Consider the following 17,937-nt stretch of genomic DNA (forward strand, 5'->3'; position numbering starts at 1 on the left):
GACACAGTTGTGGGGATGGAAAAAAACGCTTCAAGGGGAAAAGCTAAAAATTTTTCAATTTTTGTTGTTTTTTTAGACAAGTTGGCTAGATCGGTGATTTATTCTGCATTTTGTTGCCACAACACAAATTGCTTTTTTTCAGCATCAAAAATGTAATGCTGCACATCACCATTGTTATACAATACATTTAAGCTATTCGGCATACCTTGATGCAAACGATATGAAATTGCAGTACCCGCATGAATATCCAGCACAGGATGCGCTGCGCCTAAGGCATAAATTTGATTTAAGTCATATACTGCGGGTTGATGTAAATGCCCATGCAGCAAGGCATATAAACCATTTTTACTCCACTGCTCTAAGGCAATTCGCCCCAACACTGGGCAATCTTTAATGCTGTGGCGATCATCTGGTGGTGTATAAAATGGTTGATGCGCCACCAAAATTTTAAACTTATTACTTGGCGCAACTTGTAGCAAAGCTTCAACTTCCTGAATTTGACTTAAAGAAATATGCCCGCGAGTATGAAAACGGCGTCGAATACTATTTACGCCTATCAGATAAAAATGTTGCGTTTCCAACACACTTTCCATGCGCCCAAAAAACAACTGATACCGCGCAAACGGACTAAAAAAACGATTCCAAAGATGATATAGCGGAATATCGTGATTTCCTGGCACAACCAAATACGGTAAATTCAAACTGTCTAAAAAATGCTTACAAGCATAAAACTGTGCATAGCGTGCACGTTGGGTTAAATCACCACTGACCACAACCGCTTCCGGTCGCATACTTGCACACAGTTGTTGTACTGCCTGCATACAAGCCACATTTTCAGTGCCAAAGTGCAAATCAGACAGATGCAGCAGCATGCGGCACCTTAATCTTCAATGCATTTTTCAATACAGAAATACGCAGTGGTGGGCGCATTTTGACAATTTCTCCATCAAGCGCCACGGTCAGTTGTTGGCGTTTACTATGAATGACCACCTGCTCTGCTGCAAAACTGTACATATCATTGGCTTGCTCAGCCTTCCCCTGAATTAATTGCCACAGAATTTTAAATAAAGTCAATTTATCGGACTTTGCCACTGCAACACCTGCGACTTTGCCTGCTGCAGCAGCTTTGGCAATACGTAAATTCATTTCAGACAGTTGTAATTGATTATTCCCAAAGAAAATGAGCGGCGTTTTCAGCGGATAGCGCTTTGTATCGACCTCTATTTCTAATTTTAATTCTTTACGGTCACGCAGCAGTACATCTAAAGCCGAGGTATAGGCATGTAAAGGAAAGCGTCCTAAATAACGGTTATAACGCTCACGTTTTTGAATAAATAAAGGGTATAAACCCAAACTGGCATTATTTAAATAGATGTGTTGATTGATTTGTGCCACATGCACAGCACGCGTACTGCCAGTTGCGATGACATGCGCTGCTTCAATTAAATCTAGCGGAATATTCAGTAAGCGCGCCACATAATTAAACGTGCCCAAAGGCAAAATACCCATGGGGATAGATGTCCCTTTTAACTTTGCAGCAACCGCATTTAAAGTACCATCTCCACCCGCTGCAACCACAACACCGCTTAACTGCGCTGCTTGATGCCGTGCTAACACCTGTTGCATCAGTTGATCAAAATTGGCGATTTCACCCATTTCAAACAATTGGATTTCAAAACCATGCTGTGACAAAACATGCAACAGTTCTTCATATACACCTTCTTGCTGTGTGGCATGAAATCCTGATTTTTGATTATAAATAAGAGATAAAGGCTGTAATGTTGTCGACATTTTCTTCAATCATTTTAAAGCTTTTGCTCTAATTTCAACCAATAGATGCAGAATGAAAAGCAGCTTTATGTAAAAATCGAATGACGACCATTCATTAAATCAATAATCATTCTTTATAAAATTTAAGATATAAGTACATGTTTTAATTAAAAATAATTAAAATAAATAATGCCCATAATTTTTTTAAATAATGATAAATGGAACACAAAAAAGTTGTAAGCCCATGTTTCATATATGTTATTCATTATTTATATGGGTATTTTTCACATAAAGCTAAATCAAGCCTATGTCTTATTTTTTTTATGTTTTTGTGCTTTAATACAGCCACTTTTTTTTCATATTTCATCTGAACCATGTACCCCATCGTTCAGATTGTACTTTGTACACGATTTGTACACATTTAAGATAGGCCTCACCATGACCCAAGTGAACGCACCAGAATTCGTTCGTCACCCTAAGCTTATTGCATGGGTTGAAGAAATTGCAAAGTTAACGAAACCAGCAAAAATTGAATGGTGTGACGGTAGCGCAGAAGAATATCAACGTCTAATCGACTTGATGATCGCTAACGGCACCATGCAAGCATTAAACCAAGAAAAACACCCTGGTTCGTACCTTGCAAATTCAGATCCTTCTGACGTTGCTCGTGTTGAAGACCGTACTTACATCTGCTCTGAAAACAAAGAAGATGCTGGTGCGACGAACAACTGGGAAGCGCCAGCTGAAATGCGCGCTAAATTAAACGGTTTATTCGACGGTTCAATGGCTGGTCGTACCATGTATGTGGTTCCATTCTCTATGGGCCCATTAGGTAGCCACATTGCTCACATCGGTATTGAATTAACTGACTCTCCTTATGTTGCTGTCAGCATGTCTAAAATGGCTCGTATGGGTAAAGCTGTTTATGACGTATTGGGCACAGATGGCGAATTTGTTCCTTGCGTACACACTGTGGGCGCACCATTGGCTGAAGGCGAAAAAGACGTTGCTTGGCCATGTAACAAAGAAAAATACATTGTACATTATCCAGAAACTCGTGAAATCTGGTCGTATGGTTCTGGTTACGGCGGTAACGCATTATTGGGTAAAAAATGCTTAGCGCTTCGTATTGCTTCTGCAATGGGCCGTGAACAAGGCTGGTTAGCAGAACACATGCTTATTTTAGGCGTGACCAATCCACAAGGCGAAAAACACTACATCGCTGCAGCATTCCCTTCTGCATGTGGTAAAACCAACTTTGCGATGTTAATTCCACCTGCAGGTTACGAAGGCTGGAAAATTGAAACTGTAGGTGACGATATTGCTTGGATCAAACCAGGTGAAGATGGTCGCTTATATGCAATTAACCCAGAAGCTGGTTTCTTCGGTGTTGCTCCTGGTACAAACACCAAGACTAACCCGAACTGTATGGCAACTCTGCACAAAGACGTGATTTATACCAACGTTGCTGTGACTGACAACGGCGAAGTATGGTGGGAAGGTCTATCTAAAGAAGTTCCTGCAAACCTAACCAACTGGAAAGGTCAACCACACACTGGCGCAGAAAAAGCAGCTCATCCAAATGCGCGCTTCACTGTTGCAGCAGGTCAATGTCCTTCTATTGATGCTGACTGGGAAAATCCAGCAGGTGTTCCAATTTCAGCGTTCATCTTCGGTGGTCGTCGTGCAGACACAGTGCCTCTAATTTCAGAAGCATTTGACTGGGTAGATGGCGTATATAAAGCTGCAACGATGGGTTCTGAAACTACTGCAGCAGCCGTTGGTCAACAAGGTATTGTACGCCGCGACCCATTTGCAATGCTTCCATTTGCTGGTTACAACATGGCAGACTACTTCTCTCACTGGTTAGAAATGGGTGAGAAAGTTGGCGAAAAAGCAAAAGCTGCAGGCAACAAATTACCAGGTATTTACAACGTAAACTGGTTCCGTCGTGATGCAGAAGGCAACTTCGTATGGCCTGGTTTTGGTCAAAACATGCGTGTACTTGAGTGGATCATTGATCGTTGCGAAGGTCGTGCAGAAGCTGTTGAAACTCCAATTGGTTTTGTTCCAACGTATGAGCAATTGAACTGGACTGGTTTAGATTTCTCTAAAGAGCAATTTGAAACTGTAACAGCGCAAGACAAAGAACAATGGATCAAAGAGTTAGAAAGCCACACTGAGTTATTCAACAAACTTGGTGAGCGCTTACCTGCTGCATTGAAAGCACGTCAAGCTGCTTTACTTGAAGCGGTTAAGTCTGCGTAATTCAACGCTGATGACTAAAAAAAGGTCACTTCGGTGACCTTTTTTATTGCCCTAATATTTTATGTGTTAAAAGCACCGAAATCCGCTCTTCAACAATCCCACCTGATGTGTAAATACTAAATAATACGAAGATTCAAGGTAAAAACATGACATCACAAGCACACGCTTATCAGCTCAAATATAGACAGCCTGCTACACCGCCAACAAAGCCATGCTTTGTCCTCTCAGCTATGGCATACTTAAAACAAGAATGAAATGACATCAAAAACATGGGACATGATCATGAACAAAACCATGAAGAATACAATGATTATTTTGGCTATGACGGGACTTGGGTTAGGTTTATCCGCTTGTCAAAGTTTGCCAGAGCAAAACGAGAATAGTTTTGTTGGCTATAAAGTCGAAAGCAAAACTGATCGCACTGCCGTATTGGCTTATACGCTTGCAGGACGTCAAAACCAACAGCGCGATGAAAGTAAATTACAGCGTGCCTGCCAAAAAGAACTTGGTGCGCATAAAACTTATCAATTGCGGATTTTAAGTATTAATGAAGTGGTGAATCCTGCAGCCAACCAACAAGACCCGTATGGTCGCCAACTTGGGCAAAGCCGCACCTCTATTGGCTTATCGAACACACCTGAGCTACATAGCAGTGAAAACTATGCTACACGTCAGGCCTTAGATGCTCGCCCAAGCACACTGCGCATTGTGCGTTATAGCTGCAATTAATTCGCGCCACAAAACTGGCTTCCTATAAGACGTGATGAGTTATCGCGTCTTATAAAAACTCACATTACGGAACTCTTTGGCTTCATCCAAATCTGGCCATGTGGTCGCGCTGCGTTCATCTATTTTTATATATTGTGGATGACTAAAGTTTTTCACTCGGCTGTCTGCCACCCAAACTTCTGGGGCGAACTTTAAGAACTCATCTAAAAAAAAGCGATTGCATTGATCATAAAGTACATCGGCAGCCAACAATACATCCACTTGTTCTGCTTTGTATAGATCATCTAAATATTCAAGCACCACATCATTCAATTCAGCATTGGCTCGACAGGCTGCAAGGCTAATGGGGTCAATATCACAACAAATTACCCGTTTGGCACCTGCCATTTTTGCAGCAATCGCCACCACGCCCGAACCTGCACCAAAGTCTAAAACGACTTTATTTTTTACTTGCTGCGGTTCTGCCAATAACCATTGCGCCATTGCAAGTCCTGAAGCCCAACAGAAAATCCAGTACGGCGTATCATTCCAAATACGACGAATCACTTCATCATCTAGCTTGTCGGTAGGAAATACTGGTGGAATAAGCCAAAGTGAAATAGGCGTTTCAGGCAATTGCTGTGCCAGTAATTCACAATTTGGAATTACATCATGTAAAGCATCTAAAAGATGTTCAGGGGCTTTAGGAAATTGAAAGGTACAGCTCATTGGATTTTTATTCGTTCTAATTTAAAAAGTTCCCTCTGCTTTTTTAAAGGAGAGGGAGCATTCATTATTTTTACAATAGACTTCTTGCGTTAGTCAAAATTTAAACAGCCCAAAGCTACATTTTATAAGGTTTTAGCTAATTCAATACCTAGGTAAAACGATACTTTCGCAAGAGATCTAATGAATTCCCCACTCTTTTTTAGGAGAGTTAGGGACAGAATTTTTAAGCCCTCATCCCAGCCTTCTCCCTGAGCCGTATACGGCGCAAGAGAAGGAGCATCCATTATTTTCACAATGAATTTCCCCTCTCCTGAGCAAAATTTAAAGCACTGCTTTTAAATTGAAGCGCAAGAGAGGGTTAGGGAGAGGTCTTCATCAACCTAACGCTTTCTCAGCCGCTTCAACCGTTTGACGAATCAAAGTTGTAATGGTCATTGGGCCAACGCCACCTGGTACAGGCGTATATGCAGAAGCAATCTCTTCAATGCCTTGCAATTGGATATCACCAACACCACCGCCATCACGTGGATGGAAGCCTGCATCAACAACCACAGCGCCTGGTTTGATCCAGTCTTTTTGAATCAATTCAGCTTTACCAACCGCACCAACAATAATGTCCGCTTGTTTCACAAAACTTGCAAGATCTTGGGTACGTGAATGGCAAATGGTTACTGTTGCATTGGCTTCAAGAAGCATCGCAGCCATTGGTTTACCTAAAATTGCCGAACGCCCCACAACAACGGCATGTTTGCCTGCAATTTCAATGTTTTTTTCTTTAAGAATGGTCATAATGCCTGCAGGTGTTGCAGAACCATATGCAGCTTCGCCCATTGCCATACGACCATAACCTAAACAGGTCACACCATCTACGTCTTTTGCAAGTGAAATCGCATCAAAACAAGCACGCTCATCAATTTGCGCAGGAACTGGGTGTTGCAACAAAATACCATGCACATCAGGATTGGCATTCAATTTTTCAATTTCTGCCAATAATTGTTCTGTGGTGGTTTCTGTTGGCAATTCTACTTTTAAAGAATCCATGCCCACACGACGGCAAGCATTGCCCTTCATGCGTACATAAGTTGCAGATGCACCGTCATCACCGACCAAAATAGTCGCTAGAATTGGGGTACGACCTGATTTTGCTTTTAACGCTTCTACACGTGTTAACAGATCAGCTTCAATTTGTTTTGCCAATGCACGACCGTCTAAAATTAATGCCACGGCACATCTCCAAATGTTGATATGAATCAATTTTGCAAATAATACATGATTATTTAGACTATTTTATTCTATATGTCGAATTAATGTGCATCTGCTCATTTAATAGTATTGTTTTTTTTTCAGAGCTTGCTAATATACGCATCACAAGACGCGGCGGGGTGGCAGAGTGGTCATGCAGCGGACTGCAACTCCGTGGACGCCGGTTCGATTCCGACCTCCGCCTCCAATCTTGTAAAACTATGCCCGAGTGGTGAAATCGGTAGACACAGGGGATTTAAAATCCCCCGCCCTCAAAGCGTGCCAGTTCGAGTCTGGCCTCGGGCACCATTTTAAAATAGATTAAAATGGTCCAAATAAAGAACCCAGCATTAAGCTGGTTTTTTTATGCCTAAATTTTAGGTTTTCCCCTCTTTATTCAATATTCAATGATGCCTCTATGAACCCTAAACAAGCGCTTCTTGATTTGCAGCAATTGCAACAACAATACCCTGCTGCATTTAAAAGAAATATTTTGTTTTATGGTTTTATTCAAAGCAAAGGCATGCTGGATGATTGGAAAGAAATGATTCCATGGGTCTTGGCCTGCCTGATTTTTATTCCTATTTCAATCAGTCTGGCGCACGGGATTCAAAACTTTGCACCGCAGTACGATGCCTTTCAAGCCAAGGCATTGGCGATTTTAGCCATCATGTTAGGTTTTATGCTGCTTCTACCTTATGTGTTGTATCAAATTAAACACAGTTCGGCATCGTGGTATCAACTACAGCAACATGCCACCATAAAAATAGCAGTATTGATTCTGCTACAAGCGGTAAATTTCGCCTATTTTCAGAGTGCAATTCTGCAAGGGATTTTATTCTTTTTCTGCATCAGTTTTGGTTTTGTACGTTTCTATAAAGAGAATATGTTCCGTGACCACATAAGCCTTGAACAAAAATATTGCTTAACGCAATTTCGCCGTGCTGCGTATTGGTCATATCGTCAAGCTGCTAAAATTCAATATCGGATGTATTTTTCCAATAAAAATAGCCCTCGTTTTGCCCAATTGAATCAGCAATATCAACATGCAATTCAGTTACATCAACAGATTATGCAGGCTGAGCAAGCCTTATGTAAAAGTATTAAATACATTGATTTAGACAGTTATATTCAAGATAAACTGGATTAAAAATCATCTCTTTCATCCAACTTATCTATAAAAAAACCGAGCAACTTGAGCTCGGTTTTTAGAACATATAAATTTAGGCCGATTTTGCAACATCGATGATTGGATTCAATTGAACATCGTAGGTCATTTGATGACTACGTGTTGAATCTATTTTATATTCACGTGCCTTCACCGTATCCACAAACTTCCAATCGGCAACCACTTGCGCACGATCAAAAGTCACCGTTAAATAACCACGCTGATTTAAGTTGCAATAATCCAACTCATCAATCAGCAATTTAAAGGCATTCTCTAACTCTACCATTTCCGCTGCAGGCACATTTAAGTAATACTCAATTCCTGGCGATGATACGGAACTGGTCGCAAGCTCTACCCCAACCACATGATTGCTATTTTGTGGATGTAAGCTGGATGCCCAAGCATTATGCGTATCACCCGCCAACACTACCGCTTTTTTGCCTAACTGTTGCAAGGTACCATACACAACTTCGCGCTCGTAGGCATAACCATCCCAGGCATCTAAGTTATAGGGTGCAACTGTACTCAAACGTGCTTTATCCATTGCTGATAGCGTAGGATCACCAGCTTTTAAACGCATTTTCAGTGTGAGTAAATCAGCAATTTTTTGTTTAATCTGTGCAAGCGTTTCTACAGTAGCATTGCCACTGGTCACTTGTTCTAAAAGCAATAACAGCTCTTGTGGAATCAGTATTTTCGCCATCAACACTTGTTGAGCCAAAACATTCCAAGTAGCCTTAGACTGCCCCAACTGCTTTTGCAACCATTCTCGTTGAACTCCACCCATCAATGTGCGTTGATCACTAAATAAATCTGCCTGAAATTTAGCAGCATCAATACCTTCTGCCGTCATATAGTTAGCATAATCTAATTGCTTATGACGCGCCAAAATACGCGTATCCAGCATCATCAAATTCACCAAACCACCAAAATCAAACTGGCGATAAATATTCAAATGATCATTTTCTGCAACTGGACGAATTGGCATCCACTCGAAATAAGCCTGTAATGCCGCAATTTTACGTTCTATAAAGCTGCCTTCACCTTCTTGATGATTATCTGCACCCGCTTCCCAAGTATCATTACTGAGTTCATGGTCATCCCAAATGACAATAAATGGATGGCGTTGGTGAGCAGTCTGCAAATCAGCATCGGTACGATATAAAGCATAACGTTTACGATAATCATCTAACTTGATAATTTCTTTATCATTGTCTGCAGCAAAGGTACGTCCTAACTGTTTTGCATCGTCAGTCGCGTAGCCACCTTGTCCATATTCATAAATATAATCACCCAAGTGAATAATCACATCCAGATTGTTTTCCTGTGCCATTTCTTTATACACATGAAAATAACCTGCGGGATAGTTTGAGCAAGAACAGACCGCAAATTTCACTTGATCGCTGCGTTGTGGCAAGGTTTTGGTCTGTCCTATAGCAGAAACCGTATTACCAAAGCGGAAACGGTAATAATATTTAGTCCCTGCCTGTAAACGATCTGCGTCCACTTTAACAGTAAAATCTTGCGCTGCGCTGGTTTGTACTTTGCCAGTATTTACCAATTGCTTAAACGCCTCATCGCTGGCAATTTCCCAAACCACTTCAATGCATGCTGCCATGTCACTTGGCGTTACACGTGTCCATAAAATGATACGATCATGCAGCGGATCACCACTGGCGACACCATGCAAAAACTGCACCTTTAATGCATTTTCTGCTGTATTTTCATTGTCATCACCACATGCAGTTAATGCGACTGGCAATGACAACGCCCCAAAACCAGCCAAACTTTTTTGAATCAGCTCTCGGCGAGTTAAGCGAATGTTCATGAATATTCCTTTTATTTTTCTTGAGCGCTCAACATAGAAATTTATGATTTCGCTTTGATCTCAAATTCATGAAATATTGATGACAAACAGCAGAAATATACTGCAAACCGAACTTTTTTCAAGCTAATAAGTTGAATTGATTGAAAAGAAAGCAATTGTAAATAAATTTACTTGCCAAGATTTATTTCGTCCTCTATTATTGCGCACATGCCCGAGTGGTGAAATCGGTAGACACAGGGGATTTAAAATCCCCCGCCCTCAAAGCGTGCCAGTTCGAGTCTGGCCTCGGGCACCATTTTAATGAATCAAATCATTCAAATGGTGCAAATAAAGAACTCCAGCATTAAGCTGGTTTTTTTATGCCTAAAAAATATAATATTGAAAACGATAACACTTATGTTCCGATGATTTGAAATGTCTCTACAACGCTTTATCTTCTCTTTCAAATGGGTGATCTGTTTATGCTGCTTGCTCAGTTTTGCAAGCCATGCACAAAATCCCAGCCTTGAGTCAGCAACCGAATCCGTAAACCCAATTGAAACTGATGCAGAATTTTATGATGTTTTTGCAGGAACATTGCAATATAAAAATCAAGAATTACAATTACGTCGTTGCAGCTTAGGCAACAATTTATATTTATTAAATTTCCAAAATCCTGAAGAAGAAAAGCAACTCAAAACTTTGCTGCAACAAAATACAAAGTTTTGGGTCAATTTAATTGCACAGCCGAATGAACATAATGGGCTATATACGTTGAATGTTCGGGAAATTGCAGAACTACATACACAGCAAAGTTGCCATTTGGATGATGTTTTAGATGATTTATTGAATCACCCATATATTAAAGCTGAAAGAGAGTGACCTATCACCACTCTCTCGTTGCAATCAACTCTTCCATTTCAATCTCGAAATAGCCTTGATCTTGCAGCACCATCATCATCGCCTCAGCAATATAATCTGCTGCGGTATCGTCCAAATCTGAATCCAGATCTTTAAATTGTGGTTTCATTTTATTAATGGCTTGCACGGTCTGATCTGCAAAATGATAAATATCGGTTTCAGATAAATTGGATTTAGACACGTGTTTTGCAAACTGTTGAATCAGTTGTTTTAACTCAGCAACTAAAATATCAGGATAAAACTCATCATCAAACATCGGGAGAAGTAAATCTGCAAACATACAAGCACTCAAAAATACAGAGATTCAAGCGTGCCTATATAGCATAAGCAAGGCTTTAATTCTAGCTTCGCCCCAATTTGCATACTGCGATTAATTTGCCAACTGCATTGCTTGCCAGACTTTAATGGCGTCAGACATGGCTTTCACATCATGCGCACGCACCATACAAGCACCTTGCTGAATACTGAGTAAATGTGCCGCTACAGAACCAACTGCACGCTGTGTTGGCTCTGCCCCACCCAAAGCTTCACCAATAAAGCGTTTACGGGACAATGCCGATAAAATTGGATACCCCATACCATTAAGTTGATGCAACTCATTTAACAATTTCAGATTCTGTTGTGCATTTTTCGCAAAACCAAAACCTGGATCAATCATGATATTTTCAGGCTTGACCCCTACCGCCAAAGCATCAGCGACACGTTGCTGCAATTCTGCAATCACATCTGCAGTGACATCATCATATTGATCTAAATTGTTCATGGTGGTCGGTTCACCACGCATGTGCATAATAATCACGGGGATATTTAACTCAGCGGCTGTGTGCAACGCATTGGGGCGGGTCAGCGCACGTACATCATTCCAGATATGCGCCCCTGCAGCTACGGCAGCACGAATCACTTCGGGCTGTGACGTATCAATCGAAAGTACCACATCATAAGCAGATAAGGCTTCTACCACAGGAACCACACGACGAATTTCTTCTTCTACACTCACAGGACTAGCTCCTGGACGTGTTGATTCGCCGCCAATATCAATCACGGTTGCACCTTCTGCCATCATTTCCAAAGCACGCGCCACAGCAGCATCTTTTTCATTATGTCGCCCACCATCACTAAACGAGTCTGGTGTCACATTTAGAATTCCCATCACATGCGGCTGAGATAAATCTAAACGCAAACGTCCACATTGCAATACACGTTTGGGTAATGGCATTAGCTGCATGCTGGTCTTCCTTTCAATTTGAAAAGCTTATTTTAACAAGGCTAATTTTAAAGATGTGGAATTCTTTTCGATGAGCGTCAACAGACCCTAATATTCCGGTCACAACTGCACATAAACCACACGAATAAAAAAAGAGCCTTTATACAAAGACTCTTTTTTAACATCATGTGAGCTGATTAGCTCGCTGGTAATGGTGGCGGTGTGCTTGGACCATCGGTTGGTGTTACATCAATCACAGGATTGTCTGCAATATACACCTTCGGTGGCTGTGGCTCACGACCTTCCATAATGTCACGGATTTGGTCACGATCAATGGTTTCCCATTCCAACAATGCTTTTACCATTGCGTGGGCAATGTCTTGGTTATTTTCCAAAATATCGCGGGCAACTTTATATTGCTCATCAATAATACGACGAACTTCAGCATCCACTTGTTGCTGGGTGGCTTCAGAAATGGTACGGCTGCCTAAACTACCCATGAATGATTGTTGTGTATCGTCTTCATAGACCATTACGCCTAACTTGTCAGACATACCGTATTTGGTCACCATCGCACGTGCTAATTTAGTCGCACGCTCAAAGTCATTCGATGCACCTGTCGACATTTGATTAATAAAGACTTCTTCTGCAATACGACCACCAAACAAGATAGACAAGTCGTTCAGCATTTTGTCTTTATAATGGCTAGTTTGGTCATGTTCAGGCAATTGCCATGTCACACCCAATGCCCAACCACGCGGCATAATCGTCACTTTATGCACAGGGTCTGTACCCGGCAGCATTTCAGCAACAATCGCATGACCTGCTTCATGATAAGCCGTTGCACGACGTTCTTCTTCACGCAGCACCATCGACTTACGTTCAGGGCCCATATACAACTTATCTTTAGCATCTTCAAAGTCGTGCATATCCACCGTATTTTTATTACGACGGGCAGCAAACAATGCAGCTTCATTCACAAGGTTCGCCAATTGCGCACCAGAGAAGCCTGGTGTACCACGTGCCAAGACTTTGACATCTACACCTGTAACTGAAGGCAGTTTTTTCAAGTGAACATTCAGAATTTGCTCACGACCTTTAATGTCTGGCAAGCCAACCATTACTTGACGGTCAAAACGACCTGGACGCAATAAAGCTTTATCCAGTACATCGGCACGGTTTGTCGCAGCGATAACAATAATGCCTTCATTGCCTTCAAAACCATCCATTTCAACAAGCATTTGGTTAAGTGTTTGCTCACGTTCATCGTGACCACCACCTGTACCTGAACCACGGTGACGACCTACCGCATCAATCTCATCAATAAAGATGATACATGGTGCATGGCGTTTAGCTTGCTCAAACATATCACGAACACGAGAAGCACCTACACCCACGAACATTTCAACGAAGTCAGAACCAGAAATGCTGAAGAATGGAACTTTGGCTTCGCCTGCAATGGCTTTCGCCAATAAGGTTTTACCTGTACCCGGTGGACCTACCATCAACACACCTTTAGGAATAGTTGCACCTAAACGCTTGAATTTAGCAGGGTCTTTTAAGAAATCTACAATTTCAACCACTTCTTGTTTTGCTTCGTCACAACCTGCTACATCGGCAAATGTGACTTTAATTTGGTCTTCAGACAACATTTTGGCTTTAGATTTACCAAAGCTCATCGGGCCGTTTTTACCACCTGCACCGCCACCCATGTTGCGCATAAAGAACATGAATAACAAAATGATTAAAAGTACAGGGAAACTTGCGATCAATAGTTGCATTAACAAACCTTGACGTTGAGGTGCAGTACCTTCAACAACAACGTTGTTTTTAATCAGATTCGGCATCAGTTCAGGGTCTTGAACTGCTGGACGAATGCTTTCAAAGGACGAGCCGTTGACTTTTTCGCCACTAATTCTTTCGCCATCAATTGTGACTTGCTTAATTTGACCAGCATTCACCGCTGTAACGAACTCTGAATAGTTCATTGCAGTTGGCTTTTCACTGTTATTGATGTTGCTGAAAATTAGAATCAGCACACCAAGTATAATCAGCCACAATACGGCATTCTTGAAGAGATCGCTCAAAGCTTTATTCCCATATCAATCTAATTTGATCATGCCCGTTACTGGGTGACCTTTCATTCAAAAAGCTGAAGATCAGCTAGACAATTCATTAAAAACGTACAAAATGCACAATTTTTAACGGCTTGGCAAGTAAACTTTATTTAGACGCTTTTTTACGTCCTTGTCCAATAAGGAATACTTCTTTGGAACGCGCGCGTGAAGCAGCGGGTTTTGCTGTCTTTAACACATCAAAACTGTCCACGACCTGTTTACGAAATTCGTCAAATCCCGAACCTTGGAACACTTTGACCACAAACTGACCATTAGGTCCCAATACGCGATTGGCAAAATCGAGAGCCAACTCACATAAGTAAATTTGACGCGGTTGATCTACAGCTTTATTACCTGATGTATTGGGGGCCATATCGGAAATTACAACGTCTACCGTGCGTCCGTTTAAAATATTTAACAATTTTTCGAAAACTTCTTCTTCGCGGAAGTCACCTTGTAAAAAGGTCACATCTGGTAGTGCGTCCATTTCCAAAATATCGGAAGCGATCACCAAACCTTTGTCGCCGACAAGTTTCCCTGCGATTTGCGACCAACTACCCGGTGCTGCACCTAAGTCCACCACCGTCATGCCCGGTTTGATCAGTTTATATTTTTCTTGAATCTCAAGTAGTTTGTATGCAGCACGTGCACGATACCCTTCTTTTTGCGCTCTTTTCACAAAGGGATCATCTAGGTGCTCTCTCATCCACGCACGACTACTTTTGGATAACTTTTGGTTGGTAATGCGTGTTGCCATAACTCTCTTAGTAACGAATAGCCATCTAAATTGCGATTGTACGTGAAAATTAGCAAGCTTGCAGTAGACATCTGTATCTAAATGCCAATAACTAACAAGTTTTTTCTATTAAATCCATAGCTTATTTCTGTACTGTGGCATAAAAAACCTCTCTCATCACTAATGGATAAACCTAAGCAAATGTTCGATTTTGATATTTTTGCACTGCTGCATGTTCGCGGATTATTTGCATAGAATTTACAGCGTTTCAAATTGGCTTTTGTTATACTAAGCCGTTTTTAAAATTAGGTTATCTTTATGGCGGCTCTCTCTATTCAGGAACGCAAGCGTTTACGTCAAATTGGTCATGCACTTAACCCTGTAGTGATGGTTGGCGGTCAAGGTTTGACTGAAAATGTAATTGAAGAAACCAACCGTGCTTTAAACGATCACGAATTGATTAAAGTTAAAATTGGTGGTGAAGACCGTGAAGTACGTGCAGCTGTAATTACTGAAATTGCTGCAGCAACAGGTTCTGAAGTGGTACAAACAATTGGTAAAATTGCTTTGCTTTATAAAAAAGCAGCAAAACAAAATGCCAAGTTGTCAAATTTAGTTCGTCACGCTCATTTGTCTAACTAAGCTTATATGGCAAGTTACGAACTCAGCGCCTTTGATCGTCAGTTTCAAGCGATTTCTTTGGTCGGTGCAATTGAACAACAAAGTCCGTTTAGCTTAAATGTAGGTTATTGGCTGCGTGATCCGAATCAGTGGGTCGAATGGCCTGCATTGGTGACTTCACATCCACGTCATGACTTTTTGTGGGAACAGACCTGCTTTGAAATTTTCATTGGCGTTAAGGGCGAAGATTTTTATCGTGAAATCAATCTCTCCCCTTCTCAAGCTTGGCAAGCCTATGCCTTTGAAGAATATCGTTATCCTGAGCAAATGCCACCTGTGGCCGCTTATGATATTGAGTTGAATCAGCTAAAACGTACGCATTACGGTTTAAATGTCAGTTTGGATTTAACCGAATTTATACTGAAACATAAACTGAAATGGACAGATTTGTTTATTGGGCTCACAGCTGTATTAAAAACCAGTCAGGGCGAGCAGTTTTATGCCATGCAACACAGCAGCCCTGCCGCCGATTTTCACAATAAGCGCGATTGGCTACATCAGTTCTAACTGTGATTAATAGTAGTTTAGATTGAAACAACTAGTTTTTGGTTTGAGCAAGAAATTTAAATAAAAAAGTGAGGCGCATGACCTCACTTTTTTTTATGGCTGAATCAGCAACAGATTAAACTGGATTATGCTTGATCAGTTTCATCATTAGTTTCAGTTTTTGATGGATTTACTTTTTTCCACGCTTCTAGTGTGTGCTCTTTAGAACGCTTAAACGTTTCAGCCAATTGGTCTTTGTGTTTCACTGAAATGCTGCTGACATCTTCTTTCAACTCTTTACCAAGTTTAGAAAGATCTTCAATAATTGCGCTAAATTCAGTTTTTACAAAGTCTTTTAATTCGCCCAAATCTTTAGGTGAACTGCCAAATTGTGCTTTTAAAGCTTCAATTTTTTGCAACACATCTTGCTTTAACTGACCCAATTGCTCTTGCACGCTGGCATTGAGTTGTTTTGCTTCGGCTTGAAGTTTTTCTTGCGTTTCTGCAACCACATCAAGCACCTGCTCTTTGGCATCATGCGTTACTTTTTCAAGCTTTTCAGCGCCTTCACTTACTGCTTTGATTGCACTGTTTTGTGGTTCAGTGGCTGATTTATCTTGTTCAGTCATTCGCTTTTACCCAAGGTCGTTGTTGTTTATAAATTAAGCATAAGGCAATTTAGACTAAAATGGGTTTTGGATTGTCTAACAATCGTAGATTGCTTACATTTGGACTACACGCTAAAACATAAACCTAGCAAAAAAAGCAAGTCTTTTATCTTACATATTCGTCAGATTCACAATGGACTTTTGGCGAGCTCATGCGTATAATGCAATGTTAAGTTCAAGCGAGCAGACATAGGAGGGTAGGTTTAAATATTGACCTTCCTTTTTTTTCGTCTACTCGCTTTTTTACAGCCCTATTTTTGTGGTTTTAGTTCAGGAGCTTTGGTTTGAGCACCCCCGCCATTTTAGCCCTCGCCGACGGTACAATCTTTAAAGGTACGTCTATCGGTGCAACGGGAAGCACGACTGGTGAAGTCGTTTTTAACACTGCCATGACTGGCTATCAAGAAATTTTGACCGACCCGAGTTATGCACAACAACTTGTGACTTTAACTTACCCACATATTGGGAACACTGGTTGCAATGATGAAGATGTTGAGTCAGGTCGAATTCATAAAGTATGGGCAAACGGTTTAATTATCCGTGATTTGCCTTTATTACACAGTAACTTCCGTTCTACTCAATCTTTAGGCGAATACTTACAACAACACAATGTTGTTGCAATTGCCGATATTGATACCCGTAAATTGACCCGTATTTTACGTTCCAAAGGTGCGCAAAACGGTTGTATTCTTGCTGGTGAAAATATCACTGAAGAAGAAGCAATTGCAAAAGCACGTGCATTTAGCGGCTTAAACGGCTTGGATCTTGCAAAAGTATGCTGCGACCCTGAAGGTTTTGAATGGACTGAAGGTTCATGGGAACTTGGCAAAGGCTTTACTCAACCTGAACTTAAATATCATGTGGTTGCATACGATTACGGTGTCAAAACCAACATCCTGCGTATGCTCGCAGACCGCGGTTGCAAATTAACCGTTGTTCCTGCACAAACCCCTGCTGAAAAAGTCCTTGCGTTAAACCCAGATGGCATTTTCTTGTCAAATGGCCCTGGCGATCCTGCTGCATGTGACTACGCAATTGAAGCTGTAAAAACAATTGTAGAAACCACGAATATTCCTGTATTTGGTATCTGTTTAGGTCACCAAATTCTTGCACTTGCATCAGGTGCAAAAACAATGAAAATGCCGCACGGTCACCACGGCGCAAACCATCCTGTACAGAACTTAGAAACTGGTACAGTGATGATTACTTCTCAGAACCACGGCTTCGCGGTAGATGAAAGCACCTTACCAAGCAATGTATGTTCAACGCATCGTTCATTGTTCGATGGCACAAACCAAGGTATTCATCGTACAGACAAGCCTGCATTTAGCTTCCAAGGTCACCCAGAAGCAAGTTCAGGTCCACATGACTGCGCACTCTTGTTCGATCATTTCATCGAACTTATTGAAGCCGCTAAGAAGTAATTAAGGAG

Annotated in this window: 17 protein-coding genes and 3 tRNA genes; 10 read left to right on the forward strand and 10 right to left on the reverse strand. The window is 41.2% G+C overall.

The window, feature by feature from the left end; all coding sequences use genetic code 11:
- Positions 1-98: 98 nt before the first annotated feature.
- Both F947_RS03350 and F947_RS03355 read right to left on the reverse strand, forming a co-directional pair.
- Entirely contained in the window at positions 99-872 is a 774-nt protein-coding gene (locus F947_RS03350; protein WP_004972133.1) for a metallophosphoesterase family protein, read from the reverse strand.
- Entirely contained in the window at positions 853-1,791 is a 939-nt protein-coding gene (locus tag F947_RS03355; protein WP_004972135.1) for a diacylglycerol/lipid kinase family protein, read from the reverse strand. Before F947_RS03355 ends, F947_RS03350 begins: the two co-directional genes overlap by 20 nt.
- Positions 1,792-2,208: 417 nt before the next feature.
- Between F947_RS03355 and F947_RS03360 the strand changes: the two genes are divergently transcribed.
- A complete protein-coding gene (locus F947_RS03360; RefSeq protein WP_004972137.1) occupies positions 2,209-4,038 on the forward strand; it encodes a phosphoenolpyruvate carboxykinase (GTP) in 1,830 nt (609 codons plus the stop codon).
- Between the two features lie 294 nt (positions 4,039-4,332).
- On the forward strand, positions 4,333-4,767 hold the full coding sequence (locus F947_RS03365) for a hypothetical protein (protein ID WP_026438295.1): 435 nt from the start codon (positions 4,333-4,335) through the stop codon (positions 4,765-4,767).
- A gap of 39 nt (positions 4,768-4,806) precedes the next feature.
- Here the strand turns inward: F947_RS03365 and F947_RS03370 are convergent, their stop codons facing one another.
- Positions 4,807-5,475 (reverse strand): class I SAM-dependent methyltransferase, encoded by a 669-nt coding sequence (locus F947_RS03370; RefSeq protein ID WP_004972140.1) that lies wholly within the window; start codon positions 5,473-5,475, stop codon positions 4,807-4,809.
- A 375-nt stretch (positions 5,476-5,850) separates the two neighbouring features.
- The gene (gene folD / locus F947_RS03375) at positions 5,851-6,699 is read right to left on the reverse strand and encodes a bifunctional methylenetetrahydrofolate dehydrogenase/methenyltetrahydrofolate cyclohydrolase FolD (RefSeq protein ID WP_004972142.1); all 849 of its coding nucleotides are present in this window, start codon (positions 6,697-6,699) and stop codon (positions 5,851-5,853) included.
- 152 nt (positions 6,700-6,851) lie between these two features.
- Between folD and F947_RS03380 the strand changes: the two genes are divergently transcribed.
- The 3 genes from F947_RS03380 to F947_RS03390 all read left to right on the forward strand — a co-directional run bounded on the left by F947_RS03380 (position 6,852) and on the right by F947_RS03390 (position 7,867).
- A tRNA-Cys gene (locus tag F947_RS03380) sits at positions 6,852-6,925 on the forward strand.
- A gap of 15 nt (positions 6,926-6,940) precedes the next feature.
- Positions 6,941-7,026 (forward strand) — tRNA-Leu (locus tag F947_RS03385).
- 109 nt (positions 7,027-7,135) lie between these two features.
- Entirely contained in the window at positions 7,136-7,867 is a 732-nt protein-coding gene (locus tag F947_RS03390; RefSeq protein ID WP_004972144.1) for a hypothetical protein, read from the forward strand.
- Positions 7,868-7,940: 73 nt separating this feature from the next.
- Here F947_RS03390 and F947_RS03395 read toward each other — a convergent pair whose 3' ends face one another.
- Positions 7,941-9,713, reverse strand: coding sequence for an alkaline phosphatase D family protein (locus F947_RS03395; RefSeq protein WP_004972146.1), 1,773 nt, complete (start codon positions 9,711-9,713; stop codon positions 7,941-7,943).
- A 209-nt stretch (positions 9,714-9,922) separates the two neighbouring features.
- Here F947_RS03395 and F947_RS03400 point away from each other — a divergent pair.
- Together F947_RS03400 and F947_RS03405 are read left to right on the forward strand one after the other, a co-directional pair.
- Positions 9,923-10,008, forward strand: a tRNA-Leu gene (locus F947_RS03400).
- A gap of 119 nt (positions 10,009-10,127) precedes the next feature.
- A complete protein-coding gene (locus tag F947_RS03405) occupies positions 10,128-10,574 on the forward strand; it encodes a hypothetical protein (protein ID WP_004972147.1) in 447 nt (148 codons plus the stop codon).
- Between the two features lie 4 nt (positions 10,575-10,578).
- Here the strand turns inward: F947_RS03405 and F947_RS03410 are convergent, their stop codons facing one another.
- The 4 genes from F947_RS03410 to rlmE form a co-directional block, all read right to left on the reverse strand.
- Positions 10,579-10,893 carry a DUF5713 family protein gene (locus F947_RS03410; protein ID WP_004972150.1) on the reverse strand — a complete coding sequence of 105 codons (315 nt, stop codon included), beginning with the start codon at positions 10,891-10,893 and terminating at the stop codon, positions 10,579-10,581.
- A 90-nt stretch (positions 10,894-10,983) separates the two neighbouring features.
- On the reverse strand, positions 10,984-11,838 hold the full coding sequence (gene folP, locus F947_RS03415; protein WP_004972153.1) for a dihydropteroate synthase: 855 nt from the start codon (positions 11,836-11,838) through the stop codon (positions 10,984-10,986).
- Positions 11,839-12,014: 176 nt separating this feature from the next.
- Positions 12,015-13,904 carry an ATP-dependent zinc metalloprotease FtsH gene (gene ftsH, locus F947_RS03420; protein ID WP_004972155.1) on the reverse strand — a complete coding sequence of 630 codons (1,890 nt, stop codon included), beginning with the start codon at positions 13,902-13,904 and terminating at the stop codon, positions 12,015-12,017.
- Between the two features lie 136 nt (positions 13,905-14,040).
- A complete protein-coding gene (gene rlmE, locus F947_RS03425) occupies positions 14,041-14,691 on the reverse strand; it encodes a 23S rRNA (uridine(2552)-2'-O)-methyltransferase RlmE (RefSeq protein WP_004972157.1) in 651 nt (216 codons plus the stop codon).
- A gap of 297 nt (positions 14,692-14,988) precedes the next feature.
- Here rlmE and yhbY point away from each other — a divergent pair, with 297 nt between their 5' ends.
- Entirely contained in the window at positions 14,989-15,312 is a 324-nt protein-coding gene (gene yhbY / locus F947_RS03430) for a ribosome assembly RNA-binding protein YhbY (RefSeq protein ID WP_004972158.1), read from the forward strand.
- 6 nt (positions 15,313-15,318) lie between these two features.
- The gene (locus F947_RS03435; protein ID WP_004972160.1) at positions 15,319-15,858 is read left to right on the forward strand and encodes a DOMON-like domain-containing protein; all 540 of its coding nucleotides are present in this window, start codon (positions 15,319-15,321) and stop codon (positions 15,856-15,858) included.
- A gap of 125 nt (positions 15,859-15,983) precedes the next feature.
- On the opposite strand, the gene F947_RS03440 is transcribed toward F947_RS03435, so the two are convergent.
- Positions 15,984-16,466, reverse strand: coding sequence for a hypothetical protein (locus F947_RS03440; protein WP_004972162.1), 483 nt, complete (start codon positions 16,464-16,466; stop codon positions 15,984-15,986).
- 323 nt (positions 16,467-16,789) lie between these two features.
- On the opposite strand from F947_RS03440, the gene carA reads away from it, so the two are divergent.
- Positions 16,790-17,929 carry a glutamine-hydrolyzing carbamoyl-phosphate synthase small subunit gene (gene carA / locus F947_RS03445; protein ID WP_004972164.1) on the forward strand — a complete coding sequence of 380 codons (1,140 nt, stop codon included), beginning with the start codon at positions 16,790-16,792 and terminating at the stop codon, positions 17,927-17,929.
- The last annotated feature ends 8 nt before the right edge of the window (positions 17,930-17,937 follow it).

This window comes from Acinetobacter towneri DSM 14962 = CIP 107472 (assembly GCF_000368785.1).
GTDB lineage: Bacteria > Pseudomonadota > Gammaproteobacteria > Pseudomonadales > Moraxellaceae > Acinetobacter > Acinetobacter towneri.